Annotated in this window: 26 protein-coding genes; 6 read left to right on the forward strand and 20 right to left on the reverse strand. The window is 57.6% G+C overall.

The features are described 5' to 3' along the window. Positions 1 to 25 precede the first annotated feature (25 nt). The 5 genes from VN114_RS12765 to gpmA form a co-directional block, all read right to left on the reverse strand. The gene (locus VN114_RS12765; RefSeq protein WP_325515438.1) at positions 26 to 355 is read right to left on the reverse strand and encodes an antibiotic biosynthesis monooxygenase; all 330 of its coding nucleotides are present in this window, start codon (positions 353 to 355) and stop codon (positions 26 to 28) included. 71 nt (positions 356 to 426) lie between these two features. Next, complete coding sequence (locus tag VN114_RS12770) at positions 427 to 1176, reverse strand: molybdopterin-synthase adenylyltransferase MoeB (protein WP_325515439.1); 750 nt, start codon at positions 1174 to 1176, stop codon at positions 427 to 429. A 103-nt stretch (positions 1177 to 1279) separates the two neighbouring features. After that, positions 1280 to 2791 carry a S41 family peptidase gene (locus VN114_RS12775; protein WP_325515441.1) on the reverse strand — a complete coding sequence of 504 codons (1512 nt, stop codon included), beginning with the start codon at positions 2789 to 2791 and terminating at the stop codon, positions 1280 to 1282. 2 nt (positions 2792 to 2793) lie between these two features. Beyond that, entirely contained in the window at positions 2794 to 4149 is a 1356-nt protein-coding gene (locus VN114_RS12780; RefSeq protein ID WP_325515483.1) for a murein hydrolase activator EnvC family protein, read from the reverse strand. Between the two features lie 41 nt (positions 4150 to 4190). Beyond that, positions 4191 to 4919 carry a 2,3-diphosphoglycerate-dependent phosphoglycerate mutase gene (gene gpmA, locus VN114_RS12785; RefSeq protein WP_325515443.1) on the reverse strand — a complete coding sequence of 243 codons (729 nt, stop codon included), beginning with the start codon at positions 4917 to 4919 and terminating at the stop codon, positions 4191 to 4193. 117 nt (positions 4920 to 5036) lie between these two features. Between gpmA and VN114_RS12790 the strand changes: the two genes are divergently transcribed. From VN114_RS12790 to VN114_RS12810, 5 genes are all read left to right on the forward strand, one after another. After that, positions 5037 to 5438 carry a rhodanese-like domain-containing protein gene (locus tag VN114_RS12790; protein WP_325515445.1) on the forward strand — a complete coding sequence of 134 codons (402 nt, stop codon included), beginning with the start codon at positions 5037 to 5039 and terminating at the stop codon, positions 5436 to 5438. A 9-nt stretch (positions 5439 to 5447) separates the two neighbouring features. Next, the gene (grxC, locus tag VN114_RS12795) at positions 5448 to 5711 is read left to right on the forward strand and encodes a glutaredoxin 3 (RefSeq protein WP_325515447.1); all 264 of its coding nucleotides are present in this window, start codon (positions 5448 to 5450) and stop codon (positions 5709 to 5711) included. 69 nt (positions 5712 to 5780) lie between these two features. Next, the gene (gene secB / locus VN114_RS12800) at positions 5781 to 6275 is read left to right on the forward strand and encodes a protein-export chaperone SecB (RefSeq protein WP_325515449.1); all 495 of its coding nucleotides are present in this window, start codon (positions 5781 to 5783) and stop codon (positions 6273 to 6275) included. Between the two features lie 62 nt (positions 6276 to 6337). Then, on the forward strand, positions 6338 to 6784 hold the full coding sequence (locus VN114_RS12805) for an SH3 domain-containing protein (RefSeq protein ID WP_325515451.1): 447 nt from the start codon (positions 6338 to 6340) through the stop codon (positions 6782 to 6784). A 110-nt stretch (positions 6785 to 6894) separates the two neighbouring features. Continuing rightward, positions 6895 to 7890 (forward strand): NAD(P)H-dependent glycerol-3-phosphate dehydrogenase, encoded by a 996-nt coding sequence (locus VN114_RS12810; protein WP_325515453.1) that lies wholly within the window; start codon positions 6895 to 6897, stop codon positions 7888 to 7890. 84 nt (positions 7891 to 7974) lie between these two features. Here VN114_RS12810 and VN114_RS12815 read toward each other — a convergent pair whose 3' ends face one another. The 8 genes from VN114_RS12815 to dksA all read right to left on the reverse strand — a co-directional run bounded on the left by VN114_RS12815 (position 7975) and on the right by dksA (position 15666). Beyond that, positions 7975 to 8304 carry a cupin domain-containing protein gene (locus VN114_RS12815; RefSeq protein ID WP_325515455.1) on the reverse strand — a complete coding sequence of 110 codons (330 nt, stop codon included), beginning with the start codon at positions 8302 to 8304 and terminating at the stop codon, positions 7975 to 7977. A gap of 158 nt (positions 8305 to 8462) precedes the next feature. Beyond that, positions 8463 to 8663: a hypothetical protein gene (locus tag VN114_RS12820; RefSeq protein ID WP_325515457.1), complete on the reverse strand. Its 201-nt coding sequence runs from the start codon at positions 8661 to 8663 to the stop codon at positions 8463 to 8465. Positions 8664 to 8721: 58 nt separating this feature from the next. Then, a complete protein-coding gene (gene hslU, locus VN114_RS12825) occupies positions 8722 to 10068 on the reverse strand; it encodes an ATP-dependent protease ATPase subunit HslU (RefSeq protein WP_325515459.1) in 1347 nt (448 codons plus the stop codon). A 46-nt stretch (positions 10069 to 10114) separates the two neighbouring features. Beyond that, entirely contained in the window at positions 10115 to 10651 is a 537-nt protein-coding gene (gene hslV, locus VN114_RS12830; protein WP_325515461.1) for an ATP-dependent protease subunit HslV, read from the reverse strand. A 174-nt stretch (positions 10652 to 10825) separates the two neighbouring features. Beyond that, on the reverse strand, positions 10826 to 12274 hold the full coding sequence (locus tag VN114_RS12835) for a hypothetical protein (RefSeq protein ID WP_325515463.1): 1449 nt from the start codon (positions 12272 to 12274) through the stop codon (positions 10826 to 10828). A gap of 244 nt (positions 12275 to 12518) precedes the next feature. Continuing rightward, complete coding sequence (locus tag VN114_RS12840) at positions 12519 to 14561, reverse strand: TonB-dependent receptor (RefSeq protein WP_325515465.1); 2043 nt, start codon at positions 14559 to 14561, stop codon at positions 12519 to 12521. Between the two features lie 77 nt (positions 14562 to 14638). Next, on the reverse strand, positions 14639 to 14995 hold the full coding sequence (locus VN114_RS12845) for a hypothetical protein (protein WP_325515467.1): 357 nt from the start codon (positions 14993 to 14995) through the stop codon (positions 14639 to 14641). 218 nt (positions 14996 to 15213) lie between these two features. Continuing rightward, on the reverse strand, positions 15214 to 15666 hold the full coding sequence (gene dksA, locus VN114_RS12850) for an RNA polymerase-binding protein DksA (protein WP_325515468.1): 453 nt from the start codon (positions 15664 to 15666) through the stop codon (positions 15214 to 15216). A gap of 55 nt (positions 15667 to 15721) precedes the next feature. On the opposite strand from dksA, the gene VN114_RS12855 reads away from it, so the two are divergent. Continuing rightward, positions 15722 to 16180, forward strand: coding sequence for a hypothetical protein (locus VN114_RS12855; protein ID WP_325515470.1), 459 nt, complete (start codon positions 15722 to 15724; stop codon positions 16178 to 16180). A gap of 94 nt (positions 16181 to 16274) precedes the next feature. Here VN114_RS12855 and VN114_RS12860 read toward each other — a convergent pair whose 3' ends face one another. The 7 genes from VN114_RS12860 to VN114_RS12890 form a co-directional block, all read right to left on the reverse strand. Then, complete coding sequence (locus tag VN114_RS12860; protein ID WP_325515472.1) at positions 16275 to 17324, reverse strand: GTP-binding protein; 1050 nt, start codon at positions 17322 to 17324, stop codon at positions 16275 to 16277. Between the two features lie 24 nt (positions 17325 to 17348). Then, entirely contained in the window at positions 17349 to 17885 is a 537-nt protein-coding gene (locus tag VN114_RS12865) for a Fur family transcriptional regulator (RefSeq protein ID WP_325515474.1), read from the reverse strand. A gap of 136 nt (positions 17886 to 18021) precedes the next feature. Further along, on the reverse strand, positions 18022 to 18990 hold the full coding sequence (gene xerC, locus VN114_RS12870) for a tyrosine recombinase XerC (RefSeq protein WP_325515476.1): 969 nt from the start codon (positions 18988 to 18990) through the stop codon (positions 18022 to 18024). 13 nt (positions 18991 to 19003) lie between these two features. Further along, the gene (locus tag VN114_RS12875) at positions 19004 to 19660 is read right to left on the reverse strand and encodes a DUF484 family protein (RefSeq protein WP_325515478.1); all 657 of its coding nucleotides are present in this window, start codon (positions 19658 to 19660) and stop codon (positions 19004 to 19006) included. Positions 19661 to 19795: 135 nt separating this feature from the next. Beyond that, on the reverse strand, positions 19796 to 20647 hold the full coding sequence (gene dapF, locus VN114_RS12880; RefSeq protein WP_325515479.1) for a diaminopimelate epimerase: 852 nt from the start codon (positions 20645 to 20647) through the stop codon (positions 19796 to 19798). A gap of 84 nt (positions 20648 to 20731) precedes the next feature. Continuing rightward, the gene (locus VN114_RS12885; protein WP_325515484.1) at positions 20732 to 21634 is read right to left on the reverse strand and encodes a lipid A biosynthesis acyltransferase; all 903 of its coding nucleotides are present in this window, start codon (positions 21632 to 21634) and stop codon (positions 20732 to 20734) included. A 2-nt stretch (positions 21635 to 21636) separates the two neighbouring features. Beyond that, positions 21637 to 22500 carry a lysophospholipid acyltransferase family protein gene (locus tag VN114_RS12890; RefSeq protein ID WP_325515481.1) on the reverse strand — a complete coding sequence of 288 codons (864 nt, stop codon included), beginning with the start codon at positions 22498 to 22500 and terminating at the stop codon, positions 21637 to 21639. Positions 22501 to 22634: the final 134 nt, after the last annotated feature.

The following is a 22634-nucleotide window of genomic DNA, read 5'->3' on the forward strand; positions in this document are numbered from 1 at the left end:
CAGTTGCATGCGGGGTGCGTGGGGATCAGTCGTGTGATGTTGACGCAAGCGGATGGCTGATCTTTGCATCGCCATAGGTTCTCAAAACCTGCGAGATGACGACCTGATAGCCATCCAGCCATTTATCCTGGTTCGCCTTGGCTGCGAGATGCTTTGGATGTTGCATCAATATTTGCAACGACTCCAGGGATTCCCAGTAGTACACGTTTGAAACCAGACCTGTGGCGGCGTTCTCCCACGTTTCTTCGCCGATATAGCCGGGAATCGACCTGGCCATTTCCGCGATCGCCTGATCCAGAAGATGAAACTCTTCGTCGAACTGCCTTGTCGCAAAGATGAAGGTCGATGAATACATGGTCGTTTTCAGGTGGACGAATGCAATTCGTGTGCGATCGGAGCTACGAGTTGTTGAAGTCGCGGAAAAAATTAGTGTGCCTTGCCGCAGACGCTGCAACTGACGTTGCGGCTGATCCTGATGCTGCTCCATTCCATCGTGCGCGCATCCAGCAGCAACAGGCGTCCTGCCAATGATTCGCCGATACCGGCAACCAGCTTGAGCGCTTCTGCCGCCTGCATGCTGCCGATGATGCCGACCAGCGGCGAGAAGACGCCCATTGTTGCGCAGTTCACTTCCTCGAATTCCTGATCTTCCGGAAACAGACAGGCGTAACACGGCGCATCACTGCGTGAATCGAACACGCTGATCTGGCCGTCGAACTTGATGGCTGCGCCCGACACCAATGGCACACGATTGGCAACACAGGCGCGATTGACTGCATGGCGCGTAGCGAAGTTGTCACTGCAATCGAGCACGACGGATGCGGCGCGTACCAGTTCGTTCAGGCGTTCGCCGGAAACGCGTTCCTTCAACGCGATGACATTGGTTCCCGGATTGATGGCGGCAAGCGTCAGCTGTCCGGAAGAGACTTTGGTCTGCCCGACACGCTCGGTCGTGTGCAGGATCTGGCGCTGCAGGTTGGTCAGATCGACAGTATCGTCATCGACCAGCGTGATGGTGCCGATGCCGGCAGAGGCCAGATACAGCGCCGCAGGCGAACCGAGACCGCCGGCGCCAATGATCAGCGCATGTCCGGCCAGCAGTTTTTCCTGTCCGGGAATATCGATTTCATCAAGCAGGATATGGCGTGAATAGCGCAGCAGCTGTTGGTCGTTCATAAATCATTCGCTTGAGTATTCGGTCGGTCACCATGATTCGGCAAACCGGTACATCAATCAAAAAGAGCCGCATCGCTGCGGCTCTTTTCATCGGCGTTTGCGATTATTTCTTGTCGCCTTTGTCGTTGCCTTTGGTGTCGTGCTTGTCGCTATCTTTTTCGCTGCCCTTGTCGCCATTCTTCGGATCGTTGATGCTCGGCTCCTTCTTGGTTTCGACTTTTGGCGACTTCGACAATGCAACCGGCAGGCCCTTCAGCTGATTCAACGCCTGCGTTAACTGGAAGTCATCCTTGCTGCCGAATTCCAGTGGCTTGCGCTTCTTCTCCAGTGCGATCAGTCGTTGCTCTTCTTCCAGCGGATCGACTTCAGCATGGACTTCCGGTCCCTTGTCCTTGTCATTGATCAGATGCTTCTGCAGGTCGGCTTCACGCAGACGCAGGCCATTCAGACCATCGCCTTCCGCAGTCTCGTCCACCAGCAGATCCGGCACGATGCCGCGCGCCTGAATCGAGCGGCCGTTCGGCGTGTAGTAACGTGCGGTGGTCAGCTTGACAGCGGTATCCGGCGACAACTGGCGAATCGTCTGGACAGAGCCCTTGCCGAAGGTTTGTGTGCCCATGATGGTGGCGCGCTTGTAATCTTGCAATGCGCCCGAGACGATTTCCGAAGCGGATGCGGAGCCGGAATTGACCAGCACGACCATCGGCACCTTCTTGATGGCATCCGGCAGTTTGGCCAGTGGATCGCCGACGGTGCGGGTTGCATAAAACTCGCGGCGTGCATAGAAGGTCTGCTTCGAATCGGCGAGCTGGCCGTTGGTCGAGGTGATGACGACATCCTTCGGCAGGAAGGCTGCCGCGACACCGATTGCGCCCGGCAACACACCACCCGGATCGTTGCGCAGATCGAGTACCAGGCCTTTCAGGTTCGGATCTTCGGCGTAGAGTGCGGCGATTTTCTTCGTCATGTCATCGACGGTCGGTTCCTGGAACTGCGAGATACGCAACCAGGCATAGCCGGGTTCGACCATTTTCGACTTCACACTTTGCACGCGGATTTCCTGACGCACGATGTTGACCACGATTGGCTTGTCTTCATCCTTGCGTGCGATGGTCAGCGTGATCTTGGTATTCGGTTCGCCGCGCATTTTCTTGACCGCTTCATCCAGCGTCAGGCCTTTGACCGGCGTGGCATCCAGGCGCGTGATCAGGTCGCCAGCCTTGATGCCGGCGCGATACGCAGGTGAATCCTCGATCGGCGAAATCACCTTGACGTAGCCGTCTTCCATGCCGACTTCGATGCCGAGACCGACGAACTTGCCCTGCGTGCCTTCGCGCAGTTCCTTGAATGCCTTTTTATCAAGATAGGCGGAGTGCGGATCGAGCGACGACACCATGCCGGAAATGGCTTCCGTCAGCAGCTTCTTGTCGTCGACCGGCTCGACATAATCCGATTTGATCAGGCCGAAGACGTCGGCCAGCTGGCGCAGTTCTTCGAGCGGCAATGCCGAACTGGCATTTTTCTGCGCCATGGCATCGAGTTGCGTGCCCATCCCGACCGCGCCGGCAATCATGCCCAGACCGACCAGTGCGATATTCTTGAGTTTCGTTCCCATGTTCACCTGATAATTACCCAACCGAGCGGGTCGAACGCGCGGCCATTGTGCCGCATTTCAAAGTATAAACCTGATTGGTCATTGCCGCCGCTATTCCCTGTGCTGGCAATGACATCACCGGATTTGACGATATCGCCGGCGTGTTTCAGCACCGACTGGTTATTTCCGTAAATGGTCAGATACTGGTTGCCGTGATCGATGATGATCAGGTTGCCGAATCCGCGCAGCCAGTCGGCAAATACCACGCGACCGCCGGCAACAGCCTTGACTTCCGTTCCTTCCGACGCGCGAATGAACAAGCCTTTCCATGACGGGCCGTCGCCGCGCTTGCTGCCGTAACGGGCGATCAGGTCACCCGCAATCGGCAGACGCAAGCGACCACGCAGGGCAGCAAAGGCGCCGTCAGGCATGCCGGCATCCGGCGTCAACTCGTTGCGCGCCAGTGTAGTGGCCGGTGGCGGTTCGTCATCCTCGATGGCGTCCGGATTATCCGGCTTGCCGGTTTTGCCCGGTTTGGCGTTTTGTTGTGCCAGCTTGCGTTCGCGTTCCGCCTTGGCACGTGCAAGACGTTCCTGACGGCGTTTTTCGGCTGCCGCGGCTTCCTTCCTGCGCTGCTCTGCAATCAATACGCCAAGTTTGTCGACCAGTGTCGACAAGCGTTGTTCATTGCGTTCGATGTTGCCGGCTTCCTTACGCTGGGCCGCAAGCTTGTTCGACAGTTGCGACAGCAGTGCGGCTCGCTGTGCCTTTTCCTTTTGCAGGATGGCGTGCTGGCCGCGTGCTTCATCGGCGATTTCATCCAGCTCGGCCTTGGCGTTCTGCACCTCGGCCTGATTTTCTTCCAGCGTGTGCAGGTTGGTGCGCAGCGATTCGATCAGCGTGGCTTGCGCACGCGACACGTAGCCCATGTATTGCAGCTCGCGATTGATGCGATTCGGGTTGTCGCCGGACAGCAGCAGCTTGATGCGGTCTTCGTTGCCGGCGACATATTGATCGCGCAACAGCGTGGCGAGTTGCTTCTGCTGGGCATCGACGATTTTTTGCAGCTCTGCCATTTGCCTCGACAGTTCGTTAAGCTTGGCTTCGGTCTGCTTCTGCTCGTCGGCCAGATCGCGCAGATTGCGCTTGGCGTCGGAAATGGCAGCTTCCGATTCCGCTAGCGCATCGGCTGCGCTGCTTTTCGCGCTTTCCGTCTTGTTGATGCTGCGCTTGAGTGCTGTGAGCTTCTGCCGCAGATCGGCGCGTTCGGTTTCGGCAATTTTCTTCTGCTTGCTGCGATCCGTCTCTTTTTGCGCGTGTGCAGTCGGCAGCGCAACTGCCAGAGCAAGCGGCAGGATCAGAGAAAGCAGCGGACGCATCGTCAATCCGAGGCGCGAAACAATCGATATCGGCACGGAGCTTATCTGGCCTGTGCGATTGGTGTTGGCGTTGCGGCCGGTTCGCCGAGATAGTAGTGACGAATCGGCTTGAGGTCGGCATCGAGTTCGTAGACGATGGGACGACCGTTCGGAATGTTCAGCGTCACGATGTCCTTGTCGCTGATGTTGTCCAGCACCTTGATCAATGCGCGCAGGCTGTTGCCGTGCGCGGAAATGATGACGTTCTTGCCGGAGCGGATTTGCGGCGCGATCGTGTCGTTCCAGTAAGGGATGACGCGCTCTACGGTGTCCTTCAGGCATTCGCCCATCGGAATGTCGCTGCGTGCGAGATCTGCATAACGCGGATCGTCATATGATGCGCGCGGATCGTCCTGCTCCAGCAATTTCGGTGGGATGTCGAAACTGCGGCGCCACTGCATCACCTTGTCTTCGCCGTATTGGGCGGCCGTTTCCGCCTTGTTCATGCCTTGCAGCGCGCCGTAGTGACGCTCGTTGAGGCGCCAGTGGCAGACGACCGGAATCCACATCAGGTCCATTTCATCCAGGGCGATCCACAGCGTGCGTATCGCGCGCTTGAGCATCGACGAATACGCCAGGTCGAATGTAAAACCAGCTTCCCGCAGCAGTTCGCCGGCGCGTTTTGCTTCCGCGCAGCCTTTCTGCGTCAAATCGACATCTGCCCAGCCGGTGAAGCGATTATCGAGATTCCATGTGGACTCGCCGTGGCGCATCAATACGATTTTGTACATGGTTCTAATAGGTAAGTAATGGTTTTTTGATGCAAAATGCCGAATCCGAATTGTATTCGGTCTTCTATTTGTCTTCTATTTTATAATGCCGGCATTCATTCAACCCAGTGGAACACCGTGAAATTCATCATTGATAATATTTTTCTGATCGCCATTGCACTGTTATCCGGCGGCGCGCTGATCGTCCATACGATGCGCGGCATCGGTGCGAAAGTTACCGCGTTGCAAGCAACGCAGTTGATCAACCAGGGTAAGACGCTGGTTCTCGACGTACGTTCAACGGAAGATTTTGCGGCCGGTCATATTCGGGATGCGAAGAACATTCCATTAAAAGAACTCAAGGGCCGCATCGCCGAACTGGAAAAATTCAAGGCGCGTCCTGTCATTGTCGTCTGCAACAAGGGCTTGCAATCGACCAAGGCAACCTCAATGTTGAAAAAGGAAGGCTTCGGGGAAGCCGTGAGCCTGTTGGGCGGCATGGACGAATGGCAATCGCAAAGCCTGCCGCTTGCCAAATAAGGATTGATGATGACTGCGCATGTAACGATGTACAGCACGGGCGTTTGCCCTTATTGCATGATGGCCGAAAGGCTGCTGAAGGCAAAAGGTGTCGATGCGATCGAGAAGATTCGCGTCGATCTGGAGCCGGAGCAACGCGTCACCATGATGCAGAAAACCGGTCGCCGCACGGTACCGCAGATTTACATTGGCGATACGCATGTTGGCGGTTTCGACGACCTGAACGCGCTGGAGCGCGCCGGCAAGCTGGACAGCTTGCTGCAGGGCGCATGAGCCGGCAGTACTGATTTCAATTCAAGCGGGCGCGAGCCCGCTTTCTTCAATCCTCGATGAAAGTGCCTCATGGCTGACGAAAACCAACAACCCGTATTCCAGATCCAGCGTGTCTACCTGAAGGACATGTCGCTGGAACAACCGAATTCCCCTGCTGTTTTTCTGGAACAGGAATCGCCGACGATCGAGATCGCGGTGGATGTGGGTGCACAACCGGTCGCGGAGGGCATCATCGAATCGACGGTAACCATTACCGTGACCGCCAAGGTCCAGGACAAGGTTGCCTTCCTCGTTGAAGGCAAGCAGGCCGGCATTTTTGAAATACGCAATATTCCGGAAGAACAGCTCGACCCGCTGCTCGGCATCGGCTGCCCGAATGTGATCTATCCTTACCTGCGTGCCAACATCGCCGACGTCATCACGCGCGCCGGCTTCCCGCCTGTTCATCTGGCCGAGATCAATTTCGAAGTGTTTTACCAGCAGCGCCTGGAAGCCTTCGCGCAACAACAGAAGGAAAATGGCGCCGGCATCGTCATGGCTGACGGGTCGGCGGCGCGACACTGATTTTTCCCGCGTTGCGCGTCGATCGGGGCGTAACGCAATCCAGCCAATCGTGGAGTGATTGCATGAAAAGATCCGTTTCCGCCTTTGTCTTCCTGTTGTTGTCTGCGTCCGCTGCATCGGTACTTGCCGCCGATTTCAAATCGGTTGGCGCTGATCCGCTCGTCATGTACAACGCGCCGTCCGACCGCGGTCGCAAGGTATTTGTCGCACCGCGCGGCATGCCGGTCGAGGTTGTGCTGAATCAGGACGGCTGGAGCAAGGTGCGTGACGCGGGCGGCGATCTGTCCTGGCTGGATAGCAAGGGACTGACGAGCAAACGCATGGTAGTGGTGACTGCCGCCAGCGCGAAAATGCACGCCACGGCGGCCGATGCTTCTGCCGTGGTTGCGACGATCGAGAAGAATGTGTTGCTGGAACTGGCTGCTCCTGCCGCTGCCGGCTGGGTCAAGGTACGGCATCAGGATGGCACCGGCGGTTTTGTCAAAACGAGCGAAGTCTGGGGCGAATGAGGTTCGCACGGATGCATCGTCTTTCTCGTTCGTTCATTTTTCTCGTCGTTTCTGCGCCCTTCCTATTTTTCATTCCACCGTTTCACTAACTTGAATCCTCACTCCATCGCATGAATATCACCATACTTGGCGCGGGTGCCTGGGGCACGGCGCTGGCGATTGCTCTGGCTGATCGGCATTCCGTCGTGTTGTGGGGGCGCGATGCCGATGTCATGCAGAAAGCACAGGAGCATCGGGAGAATACGGCCTACCTGCCGGGCTTTCCGTTGCCGGATGCCGTTTCGATGACGGCGGATTTCGATGCAGCGGTTGCGCATGTCGAATCGGATGGCTTGCTGCTGGTGGCGACGTCACTGTCGGGTTTACGCCCGCTTGCTGCGCAACTGAAGGGTCACAAGATTCCGAATATTGTCTGGCTGTGCAAGGGATTCGAAGAGCAGACGCATTTGCTGCCTCACCAGGTTGTGCGCGAGGTCCTGGGACGTGACATCCCGGCGGGCGTGTTGTCCGGCCCGTCGTTCGCGCAGGAAGTTGCGCGCGGTTTGCCATGCGCGCTGGCGATTGCATCCGACAGTGCAGCATTGCGCGACCGCGTGGTAAGTGTGGTGCACGGCCGTAACATTCGCGTCTATTCGACGGACGATGTGATTGGTGTCGAAGTCGGGGGCGCAGTAAAAAACATTCTGGCAATTGCAACGGGCGTTATCGACGGCCTCGGCCTCGGTTTGAATGCGCGTGCTGCGTTGATCACCCGTGGTCTGGCGGAAATCATGCGCCTCGGCGTCGCATTGGGTGGCAGGGCCGAAACATTCACCGGCCTGACCGGCATGGGAGACCTGATCCTGACCTGTACCGGCGATCTGTCGCGCAATCGTCGTGTCGGACTTGGCTTGGCGCAAGGCAAGAAGCTGGAACAAATTGTGACCGAGCTCGGGCATGTCGCGGAAGGCGTGCGCTGCGCGCAAACGGTTCGTGCGCTTGCGGCGCAGCGCGGTATCGACATGCCGATCGCGCATGCCGTTGCGGCTGTATTGTTCGACGGTGATTCGCCACGCGATCTGGTGGAGCGGTTGTTGTCACGCGATCCACGTGACGAAGCGGCGTGATGCGTCGCTCGTGATCGGTCCGCCGCAGTTGGGTCAATAACGCGCAGATAAACACATATCATCGGCCGCCATGCGACCGCAATCCTAGTGCGGCAGCAGTATCGTCAACAGCACCGAAGAATCTTCCAGCGCCTGCAGCGCATGTGGCTCACCACCGGCCAGATAAACCAGTTCCCCTGCACGTACTGTTTGCGTCGTTTGATGCGCATGCAGTTCGATCGCACCTTCTATGCATTGAATCGTCACCGGTCCGTGTACCGAATGTTCGGGCATACCCTTGCCGCGCGGCAGAACCAGGCGCATCAATTCCAGTTGCGGCGTTTTGAACAGCGCATTGGAGGTGGATGCCGCGATACGTGTGCCAAGCGGCCGGATGTCGATCAATTGCCCGGATGTTGCGTGCGGTAGAGCCATCATGTTCTCCTCAACGTGATTCCAGTTCATCGATGCGTCGGCGCGTTGCTTTCGGCCGAGAGGCCACATGAAGCTTATAACAATAAAGCGAAGACGATCAATTGATGACGGATTGCAATGCGGGCACCGTGCAAGATGGGCCTCGCGTAAATCAGGATTTATTCGTCTTCCGGCTTTGTCAGTTTTTTGTTCAGCAGGCGTTTTTGTTCCTGTCGTTGCGCAGAAACCGTCTTTTGATGCGGACCGGCGACACGTTGGCGTGCCGCCGTCACCAGAGGATTGCGCGGTTTCAGCGCCTTTTGCGAAGGCTCGATGCGAATGGTCAGCTTCTGCCGTTTGGCTAGCGACTTGTTGGCCATGATGTTGCCTCGCTCGTTAATGCGCACGCCGACGCACGCTGCAAGTTCCCTTTGGGAATTACAGCACGTAGCGTGACAGATCCTCGTCGACCGAAAGTGCGCCCAGTCTTTCATCGACATAGGCGGCATCGATTGTCAGCGTTTTCTCCGTGCTTTCCGTGGCGGAGAACGATATCTCTTCCAGCAATTTCTCCATTACCGTGTACAGGCGACGGGCACCGATGTTTTCGGTTTTTTCGTTGACTGAATAGGCGATTTCCGCCATGCGCTGAATACCTTCCGGTGTGAAGTCGATCTTCACGTCTTCGGTGCCGATCAGTGCTTCGTACTGTCTGGTCAGGCAGGCGTCCGTGCCGGTCAGGATACGCTCGAAATCGGCGATCGAAAGCGATTCCAGTTCGACGCGAATCGGAAAACGTCCCTGCAGCTCCGGAATCAGGTCTGACGGCTTTGCCAGATGAAAAGCGCCGGACGCAATGAACAGAATGTGATCGGTCTTGATCATGCCGTATTTGGTATTGACGGTCGTGCCTTCCACCAGCGGCAACAGATCACGCTGTACCCCGGCGCGCGACACGTCAGCGCCGCCGTGTTCGGAACGTGTGGCGATCTTGTCGATTTCGTCGAGGAATACAATGCCGTTCTGTTCGACGTTGGCAATCGCTTTCTGTTTCAGTTCATCTTCATTGACGAGCTTGCCGGCTTCTTCGTCGATCAGCAGTTTCATCGCTTCGCGAATCTTGATCTTGCGCATTTTCTTGCGGCTGCCGCCCACACCGGAAAACATCGACTTGATCTGCTCGGTCATTTCTTCCATGCCGGGCGGCGCCATGATTTCCATCGTCGGTCCGGCTTCGGATAATTCGATTTCGATTTCATTGTCATCCAGCGAACCTTCGCGCAAACGCTTGCGGAAAGTCTGGCGCGTGGTGTTGCCACTATCCTTGCTCGCTTCAGTGCTGCCTGGCGTCGAGCTGAAACCGAAATCGCGCGCCGGCGGCAGCAGGATGTCGAGAATGCGATCTTCCGCCGCATCTTCGGCACGGGCGCGCACCTTGCGGGTTTCCGCTTCGCGCGTCTGCTTGATGCCGATGTCGATCAGGTCGCGAATGATGGTATCGACATCGCGGCCGACGTAACCGACTTCGGTGAATTTGGTTGCTTCGATCTTGATGAAAGGGGCATCGGCCAGTTTGGCGAGACGTCGTGCGATTTCAGTCTTGCCGACGCCGGTCGGGCCGATCATCAGAATATTTTTCGGCGTGATTTCGTGACGCAGTGGTTCTTCGACCTGCTGGCGGCGCCAGCGATTGCGCAATGCAATGGCGACGGCGCGTTTCGCCTTGCCCTGGCCGACGACGTGCTTGTCGAGTTCCGAAACGATTTCCTGTGGTGTCATGTTCATGGTGTATGCGCTCAATGCGTCGTTCAGTGTCCGGTGTTTGTTCTGGTTAATCCAGCGTTTCGATGATGTGTGACAGGTTGGTATAGATGCACAACTCGCCGGCGATGGTCAGCGATTTCTTGACGATTTCGGCCGGCGACAGATCGGTATTTTCCTGCAGCGCCTTGGCAGCCGATTGCGCGTAGCTGCCGCCGGAGCCGATCGCGCCGATGCCGTCGTTCGGTTCCAGCACGTCGCCGTTGCCGGTGATAACCAGCGTGGTTTCGTGATCGGCAACCAGCAGCATCGCTTCGAGACGGCGCAGCATGCGGTCGGTGCGCCAGTCTTTTGCCAGTTCGACCGATGCGCGCATCAGATTGCCCTGATGTTTTTCGAGCTTGGCTTCAAAACGTTCCAGCAACGTGAAGGCGTCCGCCGTACCGCCGGCAAAGCCAACCAGTACCTTGCCGTTGTAAACCTTGCGCACCTTGCGCGCCGTGCCTTTCATGACGATGTTGCCGAGGGTGACCTGACCGTCGCCGCCAAGGGCGACGGAGTTGCCGCGTCGCACCGACAGAATGGTGGTGCCGTGAAATTGTTCCATGCTGGCCTCTGAATGAAGCGGCTGGGAGAGCCGTGTTGAAGTTGCTGATGAAGATTGCGTAATGCAGGAAAAAATGGGGACGGACGGGGCAATTGCAAGTGGCAATTGCGTCGTCGTATTGCGTTGCGTTTTTGCGTCGCTTCGTGTGCTGCGTCGTACGCTGTTTCCGGGCGGTCAGGCCTTGCGCGGAACAACGCGGATGATGTCCTTGATGCCCATCACGCCGCATAGCGCGGTGACGAAATGGTTGACGTTATGCAGTTCGATGACCTTGCCGCTGTTGATCAGCGGCGTCATGCCGCCGAACAGCCAGCCGGCGACGGCGAAATCCATGCGCGCCAGCCGTGAGCAGTCGAGAATGGCCGGATTGTGCTTGTGCACGTGTGCGGTGATGTTCTGCAGCAGCGTTTCGTTGCGGCTATCGATCACAACCGGCATCATGAAACGGTCGGTGTTGTCTTCCTGCTCGACCTTTTCTTCCGAATCGGTAACGACCTTGTCCTGTGGCGAGACGAAAGCCGGCGGTGACACTTCGAAGGTGATGCAGTAATCGATACTGGTTTCCTCGAATTCGGTTTCGCGGTTCAGCAGGCGCAGCAGTTCGAGCAGCAGCAGCCATGGCGCTTCGGTTTCGTCGCGACGACCGACGGCCAGGATCGAGCGAATCTTGTCGGCCAGTTCTGCGGCACCGACGAGAATCAGGTTGTGGCCGGATTTCTGCAATTTTTTCAGGACGCTGAGCAACAGGCCGCAACCGATCGGATCGACTTCCGTCACGCGGGCGAATTCGAGGCGCAGTACGTTGCCCATCGTGGCCATGTTCTTGACGCGTTCCAGTTGCTTGACGATGCCGGCGTCGAGTCTTGCCGGGAAGGCGACGCCGGGTGTGGAACCGGAGCGTGGCGTCGCAGCGGCCTGCGGTTCGACCTTGCCGCTTTCAACCCACGCAGGTGGCGACATTTCGAACTTGTTGGCGTATTCGAGCGAAAGACTTTCAAACTTGTCGTGCTGGCCGGTGATCTGGTACAGGTCGAACAGCATGCCCCACACGGTCAGCGGCGTGCTGCCGAGCGCATCTTCGGCGATGGCATTGAGCAGGATTGGTTCAACCAGATCGGTCTGGCCGTTGGCGAACAGGATGGCGGCTTCCTCGATGACGGGTGCGGCTTCCGATGCGGAAATCGCGACAGGGCCGATAACGGTTTCGGCACCGAGCAGGAAGGCGGTGCTGGCGCCCATGATGTCGGGCAGCGCGCCGGAATTGTCAACTTGGTCTGCGGCGGGCGTTTCCGCTTTGGCGGCAACCTGCGGCTTCTTTTGCGGAGTGGCCGGAGCATCCGGACGCGGCAGATTGGTATTGAGGAACTGGCTTGGCGGACCGGGCATCGTGTTGCCGCTGAACGGCAGCGGTTTGACGAATTCGGACGACATCTCGGATTCGATCGCGTCGATCTTCATCGCGGTCGCCTCCGCGGCCTTGCGTTGCACGCGTTGTGTTTCTTCGGTTTCGCTTTTGACCGGACGGCTTGTATTGGTGTCGCGTCGTTTGCGTGAAGCGTCGGACTCAGTCGGTTTGCGTGCCGGCTGGCCGTCTTTCTTGCCGAATAGCGAAAAAATCCCCACGTCAGTCCTGGTCTGCAACGGCTTGCAGTTGCCGTTGCCGGCAATGCGCCAAAGTTGTTAAGACACCCCGAACGTCGTAAAAACGGTCATCGATCGGTTCGGAGCGGTACGAAAGTTCCGCAAAGGTAACACAAAGCGTATAACGCTCGACGCCAAAAAAAGTAACCTGCCGTAACTTTTCAGTCACGGCAGGTTTACTAGTGTAGCCAAAAAAACGGCTTGCGCGATACGGAAAATGCGTGGTTTAGAAACTTGTCCGTACACCAACGATCAGGTTTCTGCCAGGCAGCGGGGCGACATCGCTCAGGACCGATGTCGACAGACGGATATCGTCGTTCGTCAGGTTCTTGGCGATGGCGAACCACGTGATCGGCATGGCCGAAGATGGATTTTGCGTGTAGGACAGGTTAGCGTCGACCTGCGTGTAGGACGGCGTGGCGAAGGTTTCGAAGCGGGCCAGATTATCCTGGCTGTCGGCATGCACAACCGACAGGCCGGAGCGCCATGGGCCCTGGCGATAACCGATCTCGCCGCCGACACGCGTCACCGGCTGAAGTGGCAGGTCGCCCATGTTGTCAAGACGGCCACGCGATGTATCGGTGAAGCCGCGCAACGACAGGCCGGGGCCGTCGAGGTTGTAGCTGATCTCCGCTTCGGCACCACGTATCGTCGCGTCGCCCTGCGACCAGAAGCGTTCGGTAAACTCGCCGGCCGGATCGGCAATGCCGTCCTCGTTGACGGTGCCGTTGGTGCGGCCGAAGACGTAATCCTTCACGTGATTCTCGTAAACGTTGGCTTTCCAGCGAATCAGGCCGGTCGTTTTCTGCAGGCTCAATTCGATGTTGTGCGACGTTTCCTTGCGTAGATTGCTGTCGCCGATATCGAACGTGCCGGTCGATTCATGCGGTCCGTTCGAATACAGCTCCTCGATCGCCGGTGCGCGTTGCGCGACCGAACCGGTCAGGCCAAGCGCATAACCCGGCGTGAAGGTCCACAGGCCGCCGACCGAATACGAACCGAGCGTAAAGTCGCGATCGACCAGCGCATCATCCTGCGGCTTGCGCTTGACGCTTTCGAGGCGTGCACCGCCGGTCAATTTGAACGGACCAAAGTCGCGTTCCTCGACGATGAAGCCGGCGATCGAGTCAGATTTGGTGATCGGCACGGTCTCCGGTCCGCTGCCATCCGCGGCGAGGGCAGAGAATTTCGAGTTTTCGGTCTGGATGCCGAAGGTGCCGCGCCAGCCGTTGATCGGCTTGTGTGTCAGCTCCCAGCGGCTCTCAATCGCGTCGTTCTTGAAGTCGGTGGCGGGCGTGCCGTCTTCTTCATGTTCGGTGTGCTTGTAGTCGGTGTTGCCGATCTTGAAGCGCAGCGATTCGAACATGCCGCCGAATGGTTCCTTGATCAGGCCGTCGAGATCGATGCGCGTTTGTTTCAGCGTAATGTAGGAACGCTCATCGGTCGGGATACCGTAGCGATCGTCGTTGACGCCAACCGATGCGCCGATGTGGCCCCAGCTCTGGATGTAGGACGCGCCAACGCCGAGACTGTTGGTGCGTGCGAACGAGGTCGGCAGCCGGCCGCTGGCCGAGCCCGGATCGTTGGCATCCGCGTGGCCGGGGATCTTGTAGTCATCGGCATCGCGCAGGTTGCCGTCGATATGCAGGCCGATGTCGCCGGCTGCGCCGTCGATCGACAGCGATGTATTTTTCATGTGGTCGACGGTGCCGTAGCGCACTTCCGCATCGCCGGTCGGCTTGGCATTCAGCACGGTTGGAATGCGGTCGTTGACGATGTTGACGACACCGCCGATGGCGCCGGAACCGTACAGTAACGATGCCGGGCCGCGCAGGATTTCAATCTGGCGCGCGGTCGATGCTTCGCCGCCGACGGCGTGGTCGTTCGACAGGCTGGACGCGTCGAGAATCGACATGCCGTTCTGCAGAATCTTCACGCGCGGACCTTCCATGCCGCGAATGATCGGACGCGATGCGCCGGCACCGAAGGCCGATGCGGAAACACCGAGTTCGTGCGACAGCGTATCGCCGAGGGAATTGCCGAGTTTGTTGCGCAGTTCGTCTCCGCTCAGTACGGTCGTCGGCGCGAGGATCTCGGAATTTTCATCATTGCCGAAAGGCGTCGCGGTAACGACGACGGCAGGCAGCGTGGTGGTGGCAGTACTGTCGGACGTTGTTGCATCCGGAGGCGTTTGGGCAAAAGCGGAGTGCGACAGTGAGGCAAGCGCGGACAGAACGGCGCTCGCCAGCAGGGTGCGTTGGGCAATCATTGATACTTCCTTGAAAACGAATGAAGACGGCCGGATCGTTGCAGTGCAACCGGATACGGCAAGCGAGGGAAGGTCGATTACGCCCGCGGCGGCGCGCGAGAAGAGAAGTGACAGAGTAGCGGTGCATCCCATGAAGCATGGGCGACCCACAGGGCAAGAATCCGAGTGCTGGCTTGCAGCACGGGCAGGAAGAACAGGGGCGGTGCCGAATCGGCCAATGCCACACCGTCGTACAAGGCACAAGAGTGCGTTTTTTCGCCGGCATATTCGATCGGCAGATCGGCTCCGGCAGCTTGCGCTGCGACATGCAGAACGGTATGGCGCCCGTCGATCAGGTCGGCATGCTCGATCCGGTGTTTCAATCCCATCCATTGCGCAAACAGCACGAGCGCAATCAGCACTGCCGCGAAGCAGGGCCGGTGAGTACGACGCATGAATGGAAAGACAGGTTTCAAGGAACGATCCTGTGGCTTGTCTCCGGATTGTCATGTCGTTTGTCTGCGGATAACAGGCCGTACGGCATGACGAATATCAGGAGGCGATTATTGCAACAAGGTTGCATTCTACAAAAAAACAAAGCGCGCGGATAGAGGCCGCGCGCTTGTTGTTGATGCAGGACTGATACAGCAAGCCGGGAATGCCGGCCGGTCGATCAGTCGCCGTACAGTTTCTGCTTCAGTTCGCGGCGTTGCTGTGCTTCGAGCGACAGCGTCGCGGTCGGACGGGCCAGCAGACGTGGCACGCCAATCGGTTCGCCGGTTTCTTCGCACCAGCCGTAATCGCCGGCATCGATGGCAGCGATCGATTGCTGTACCTTTTTCAGCAGCTTGCGTTCACGATCGCGCGTGCGCAGTTCCAGTGCATGTTCTTCCTCGATCGTGGCACGATCGGCAGGATCCGGAACGAGCACGGTTTCGCGCAGATGTTCAGTGGTTTCATCTGCGTTCTTCAGCAGATCCTTTTCAAGCTGTTGCAGACGATTCCGGAAAAACGCGAGTTGCGCCTCGTTCATGTAGTCCTTGTCGCTCATCTTCAGAATCTGTTCTTCGGATAACAGCGCGCCATCGATTGCGGTCGGAGATGCTTTTGATGTCTTGGTTGCCACTTCTCTTGCCTTTGAAACGAATTGTTCAATTTTATCCGTCGGTCCGGAGGCGGTCTTGCTGCCGCTCGTTGCCCCGGATCGGGATGCGTTTTTTTCGGGTATCGCTACCGCTGGTTTGCGGACAGGGGCAGCGGCCTTTACTGCAGGTTTCGCTGTCGTCTTGCCGGCTGGTTTTGCCTTCACGGCGGCTTTGACAGGCGGCTTTGCCGTCTTGACAGCGCTTGATCTGCTTGCCGTCGGTGTCTTCGCCTTGGTTGTCTTTGCAACCGGCTTCGTTGATTTTACCGCACTCTTGGCGGGTGTTTTCTTTACTGAGGAGGAGGCGGATTTTGCGGCGGCTTTCAACGGCTTTGCCAGTGCCTTGACGACCTTGCCGGCCAGGGCTTTCACCGACGATTTTGCCGGCGTTTTTTTTGCGGCCGGATTGCGTGCGACTGCAGCGTTCTTGGGAGCTGTTTTTTTTGCGCTTTTAGCAGATTTTGTGACGGTTGCGTTCATAGTCCCTTGTCCTTGATGAACCTTCCCACATTCGGATCGCATCGGGCCTTGCGCGATTGCCTCCCTCGCATCTACAGGCCGCTACCTCCTGAGCTTAAAACCACGGTAGTTTATACCAAACATTGTTTCAATCCGAGAATAAACGTGTCTTTCGGCAAATTCTGCCCGATGAACACCATTTTGCTGCCACGCGTCTCGTTTTCGCCCCATTTGCCGCCGATGTCGGTGCCCATCAACTGGTGCACACCCTGAAAAACAACCTTGCGATCGGCGCCTTCCATCCACAGTACGCCCTTGTAGCGCAGCATGCGCGGACCGTAAACCTGAACCAGTCCGCCGAGGAATTCATCCAGCTTGGCTGTGTTGAACGGACGATCGGCATGAAAGACGAAGGCCGCGATATTGTCGCTGTGATGACCATGATGATGGTCGTGCTCATGATCGCAATGTGCATCGCATGCGTGGTCGTGATCATGATGGTCATGATCGTGCGCATGTTCTTCCGCCTTGATGAAATCCGGGTCGATGTCGAGCTTGTCGTTCAGGTTGAAGCCGTGCAGGTCCAGCACTTCGGCAATCGCCACCTTGCCGAAATCGGTTTTGCCAATCGGCGCGCGCGGATTGATGCGCTTGATGCGTTCTGTCAGTGTTTGCAGTTCCTGTGCTGCGATCAGGTCGGTTTTTGACAGCAGGATGCGATCGGCAAAACCGATCTGGCGCTGTGCTTCTTCATAGGTATCGAGCTGGTGCATTGCATGCTTGGCATCGACCACCGTGATGACGGCGTCAACGCGATATTCGGATGCGACTTCCTCGTCAATGAAAAAGGTTTGTGCAACCGGTCCCGGATTGGCGAGGCCGGTGGTTTCGATGACGACACGATCGAACTGCAGTTCGCCGGCATTGCGACGCTGCGCCAGATTGGTCAATGCCACGATCAGGTCGCCACGCACCGTGCAGCAGATGCAACCGTTGTTCATTTCGACGATCTGCTCGGTGCCATCCTGCACCAGGATTTCGTTGTCGATGTTTTCCTGGCCGAATTCGTTTTCGATGACGGCAATCCTGAAACCATGGGGCTCCTGCAGGATGCGGTTGAGCAGCGTGGTTTTTCCCGCGCCGAGAAAGCCGGTGAGGATGGTGGTGGGAATCAATGCCATGTTCTTTACCTTGTCTGGTTTTGCTTATTCGGTCTTGAGTGCACAATCGGCACACCAGCCCTTGATGGTGAGTTCGATATCGTGACTCTGGAAACCTTTTCCGAGAGTGGTTTGCATGACTTTCTGCAGTTGCTGCTTCAACGATTTTTGCGACGCATCGGCGCCGATTTTCGTGCTGGCGCTTGAAAGCAGTTTTTCATCGACGTTTTCAATGCAGAAAACCCGGGCACAACGCGTGCACTTGAAATGGCCGTGCTGATGCTGTTGCGCATGTGCGCTACCGTGGTCGTGCTGTTCGACAGCCGCGTTGTAGCGAAACACGCGGTCGTCACCGGCAATCTTGTGCGCGAGCCCCGCATCGGTCAGACAGTCAAGCGCGCGATACAGCGTGACGCGATCCATGTCGATCAATTCGTCCTGCACATCCTGATGCGACAGCGCATAACGGGCGCCCAGCAACGCAGACAGCACCTTGATGCGGGCATCGGTGGCGCGCAACGAGGATTCCCGTAATTGGTGTTCGGCCAGTGCCGGAAAATCCGGGGCAGCAGTTTTTTTCATGAGATTGCTTTGTGACAATGAATGGCAAACGCAAAGTGCCTGCGACAAAAGAATTATGCCGTAATTTTGCAATTGAGTTGCAACAAGTGTTTCGCCGGGAAGATCGTCTGTCGCGTTTATCGTTCCATTGCTTGAATCAGGAGGAGGTCGGCGATTTCTTTTTTGCGCGCGGATGCGCAGCATCATAAACCTGCGCCAGTCGCTGAAAGTCGAGCGATGTGTAGATCTGCGTTGCGGAAATCGATGCGTGCCCCAGCATCTCCTGCACGGCGCGCAGATCACCGGAAGATTGCAGCACGTGCGATGCAAACGAATGACGCAATACGTGCGGATGGACGCCGGTTGGCAGGCCGAGCGCCTGTCCGTGCGCTTTCAAGCGCAACTGCACGACGCGCGCCGAAACGCGCGTGCCGCGTTCGCCGAGAAACAGCGGATGCGGATCCAGCCTGACCAGCGATGAACGCACAGCGAGCCATGCATTGAGCGCGTCGATCGCCGCCTGGCCGATCGGTACGCTGCGCGTCTTGCCGCCCTTGCCCGTCACGGTCACTTCATGCGCGTCGAAATCGATCCAGCCGGCAGAGACGTAACGGTCCTCTCGCGCGTAACGCACGTCAAGTCCGACGAGTTCGGACACACGCAACCCGCTCGAATACAGCAGTTCGAACATCGCGTGATTGCATAACTGCGTGGCAGAGTCTGCGTTCTTGCCCGGACTGGTTTCGGAAACGAGGCGCACCGCATCGTCGGCGGCCAGTGCTTTCGGCAACGGTTTGTTGCGCTTCGGCGGCTTGATGCCATCGACCGGATTTGCCGTAATCGCATTCTGCTCCGACAGCCAGTTGAAGAAACCGCGCCATGCAGACAGCTTGCGTGCGATCGAACGTGCGTTCAATCCTTTCGCATGCAGTTGTGCGGCAAACTTGCGAATCTGAAAATGCGTGGTGTCGGCAAGCGATGCGTCCTGACTGGACGCTGTCGCGAGTGCGGTCAGTTCAAGCAAGTCGCGTCGATACCCATCAACGGTCAGTGGCGACAATTGCCGCTGGCTGATCAGGCTATCGAGATAGCCGTCGATGCTTGCTTGATTGACGGCGTTGCTCATGATGTGAGGTAAATCAGTCGAGCAGGCTCGACAGTGCGGCACTGGCCGTCTGACTGATGTTGGTCAGAAAATCCGTCGCCATGTCAGACGTGAAGCGACTTGCATCCGGCGAGCCCAGCACCAGAAGGCCGAACGCTTCCGGAGCGTCGTCGAGGCGTAGCGGCAGCAGGGCGACCGATTGAATCGACGGCGCATCTTCCAGCCACGAGGTTGCTTCAAAGTCGTTGTTGCCGCCGCAAAAAGGTGAAGTCAGGCTGTTCGTGAACAGACGTGAATCGTCGGAGACGGGCGCCGCAAACCACGCGTGCGCGAATTCCTCTGCCACGCCCCACAAACGCAGCGTTACGTGCGGCACGTTAAATGTGTTTTGCAGGCCGACCGTCAAGGTATGCGGCAGATCGACATCGTTGCGTGCGAGCAGCAGTTCGCGTGTCCACGTCTGGAACTTGTGCGTGATCTGGTCGTTTTCCTGGCCGATGCGCATCAGTTCGGCCAGTCGTAATTCCATCACTTTCAGCTTGTCGCGCAGCACATCCATCTGGCGTTCCTGCAGCGACAGCGTGCGGCCGCCGAGCGCGCTGGACAATCTCACCTGCGACAGCAATTCGGCATGCTCTTCAAAAAATTGCGGGTGATCCAGCAGGTAATCGGCAACGGCGTTGGAATCCATGAGAAGTCTTTTCGTTATTAAATGAAGAAGGCGAACATCGTCTTGCGTACTTGCAGCGTTGTCGGCTTGTGCGGGGATTTTAACCGACAACAGCACGATTTCAAGCTGCGCTGCCAACAGGTAATCGCATCCTCGTCAGAGTTCGATTTCGCCTTCGAATACAGTGACGGCCGGGCCGGACATCATGACGGGCGACGTATTCCCCGCCCATGCAATCGACAGGTCGCCGCCACGCGTGTGTACCTTGACCGGCGAAGCCAGCAGCCCGCGACGGATGCCGGAAACGACGGCAGCACAGGCACCGGTGCCGCAGGCCAGCGTTTCGCCAGCGCCGCGTTCGAAGACGCGCAACTTGATTTCATTGCGGCCGACAATTTGCATGAAGCCGGCGTTAACGCGCTTCGGAAAACGTTCGTGGCGTTCGATCTGGGCGCCGTGTTCGCCTACAGGTGCTGTATCGACATCGACAACTACCTGTACGGCATGCGGATTGCCCATCGAGATGGCGGCAACCCATTCTGTCGTGCCGCAAATATCGAGCGGCCACAGCGTCTGTTCGCCCTCGACCTTGCCGAGCAATCCTTCGGTATTGAACGGTACATCGCGTGGCGTCAGCACAGGTGGGCCCATGTCGACGGTAATGTTGCCATTGTCTTCAAGGCGCGGTTCGATGATGCCGGACATGGTTTCGACGCGAATTGCTCGTTTATCGGTCAACTTTTTTTCGGTAACGAAACGCACGAACGCGCGCGCGCCGTTGCCGCATTGTTCGACTTCGCCACCATCGGCGTTGTAGATGCGGTAACGGAAATCGACATCGGCACCTTGCGCCTTTTCGACGACCAGCATCTGATCGGCACCGATCCCGAACCGCCGATCGGCCAGCAATTTCCATTGTTCGGCGGTGAAGTCGATGTGTTGATTGACGGCATCGATCACGATGAAATCGTTACCGGCGCCATGCATTTTGGTGAATTTGAGTTTCATGCCGAGATTATAGCGGCGGCCTGTATTTATGCATGACGCGTTTGCTGTTCGTCAGTCGGCAATCAGTGGGCAATCAATCAGCGATCAATCAGCAATAAAGCGCGTATCTTCCTGATCGTTGCGGGAATAAAAGCCCGGTTCGCCGGGAGGTCGCGTCTTGAAACGCTTATGCGTCCAGAAGTATTCAGCCGGCGCTTCGCGTGCGCGCTCTTCGATAAAGGCATTCATTCTGCGTGTGGCCTCGACGATATCCGGTCCTGGATAGTTCTCCCACGCCGGATAGAAGCGCACGACCCAGCCCTGATAATTCGGCAGATACGTCGCGATCACAGGAACGATCTTGCCTTGCGTTGCCGCAGCGATGCGCGCCGGGGCCGTCAGCGTGGCGGCGGGAATGCCGAAGAACGGAACGAAGGCGGCGTCCTGCATGCCGAAATCCATGTCCGGCAGCATGAAGAACGGCAGGCCTTCGCGCATTGCACGAATGATGGGTTTGACGCCATCTTCGCGCGTAACCAGTTTGACCGGACGAAAGCGTGAACGACCTTTGCGCAACACTTCGTCGAAGACATCGTTCAACTGCTTTGTGTAGATCGAGCACAACGATGACTCCAGCATGACGGCGACGCCGGCGACATCGAGTCCGACGAAATGCGGGCACAGCAGAATAGTCGGGCTGGCGGCGATTTCTTCGACCGGGACGCCAGGCTCGATGCGAATCAGTCTGCGCAGGCGGGCTTCCGATCCCCACCACAGGATGCCGCGTTCCAGCACGCTGCGCGCATAGGAACGGAAATGCTGTTTCGCGACAGTGTGGCGCTGCGCTTCGCTCCATTCGGGAAAGCATAGCCGCAGGTTGGTCAGCGTGATGTGTCGCCGGGACTTCTTGAAGGCGAACAGCAGATCGCCTATCACTTCACCCAGACGCGCCAGCAGCGGCAGTGGCAGCCAGTGCAGCAGCCACATCAGAAAAACAAGCAGCCGCATCATCATGTGTTTTCTCCAGCCGGCGCTTCGGCTTGCGGTGCGGCGACGCCGGACGGTTTCTTGTAATGGTTGTAGCTCCAGAAATACTGGGCGGGGCAGCGTGCGATCAGTTTTTCCATCGCGCCGTTGATGGCAACCGCCTGCAACTCCGGCGGAAGATCTTTTTCGACGGTGAAGGAGGAAAGGTGCAGCACATAGCCTTTGCCGCGCGGCAGTCGTTCGGCAAAAGCGAGCACGATGGCCGCGTGCGTCATCTGTGCCAGCTTGCCGGGCAAGGTCATGGTGTAGGCCGGTTTGCCGAAGAAATTCGCCCACACGCCTTCGCCCTGTTGCGGTACCTGATCTGGCAGCAGACCGATCGCTCCATTGCGTTTCAATACCTTGAACAGGCTGCGCACGCCACTTAAATTGGCTGGTGCCAGCGTGAGGTTGTGACGCGCACGCGCGCCTTCGATCAACGGTTTCAGCGCGGCCTGTTTCGGTGGGCGATACAGCACGGTGAGTGGTAATTGCGAGGCGGCGATTTGTGCCGATACTTCGAAACAGCCCAGATGCGGCGTCAGGAAAATGATGCCGTTGCCGGCCGCCAGCGCATCATCAATCGCTTTCCAGTTTTCGATACGGACTTTCTGCAGCACGCGTTCCGGCGATGCGCACCAGATGAATGGCAGTTCGAATGCGCTCTTGCCGGCTTCGCCGATGGCCGCATGCAGATGATCGCCGAAATTTGCCTGTGCGAGATTGGCCTTCAGGCGGCGGCGATAACGTGGCGAAGCGAGATAGACGATCCAGCCAATTGCGACGCCGATTGCATGCAACATCGGCAACGGCAGCAGGGAGAAAAGACGGAAAAGGGAGACGAGCATGCGAGTCCGGCGCGGCCCCTTTTCAAGAGGTTTTGCCGTTTTTTTTCAAGACGCGTAAAATACCACACAGCTTTACCCGCCGAGTTAATGACAACTTGCGAGGCGGTATACAAATTTCGCTAAAGCGTCGCAGG

Source organism: Oxalicibacterium sp. (genome assembly GCF_035565035.1).
GTDB lineage: Bacteria > Pseudomonadota > Gammaproteobacteria > Burkholderiales > Burkholderiaceae_D > Oxalicibacterium.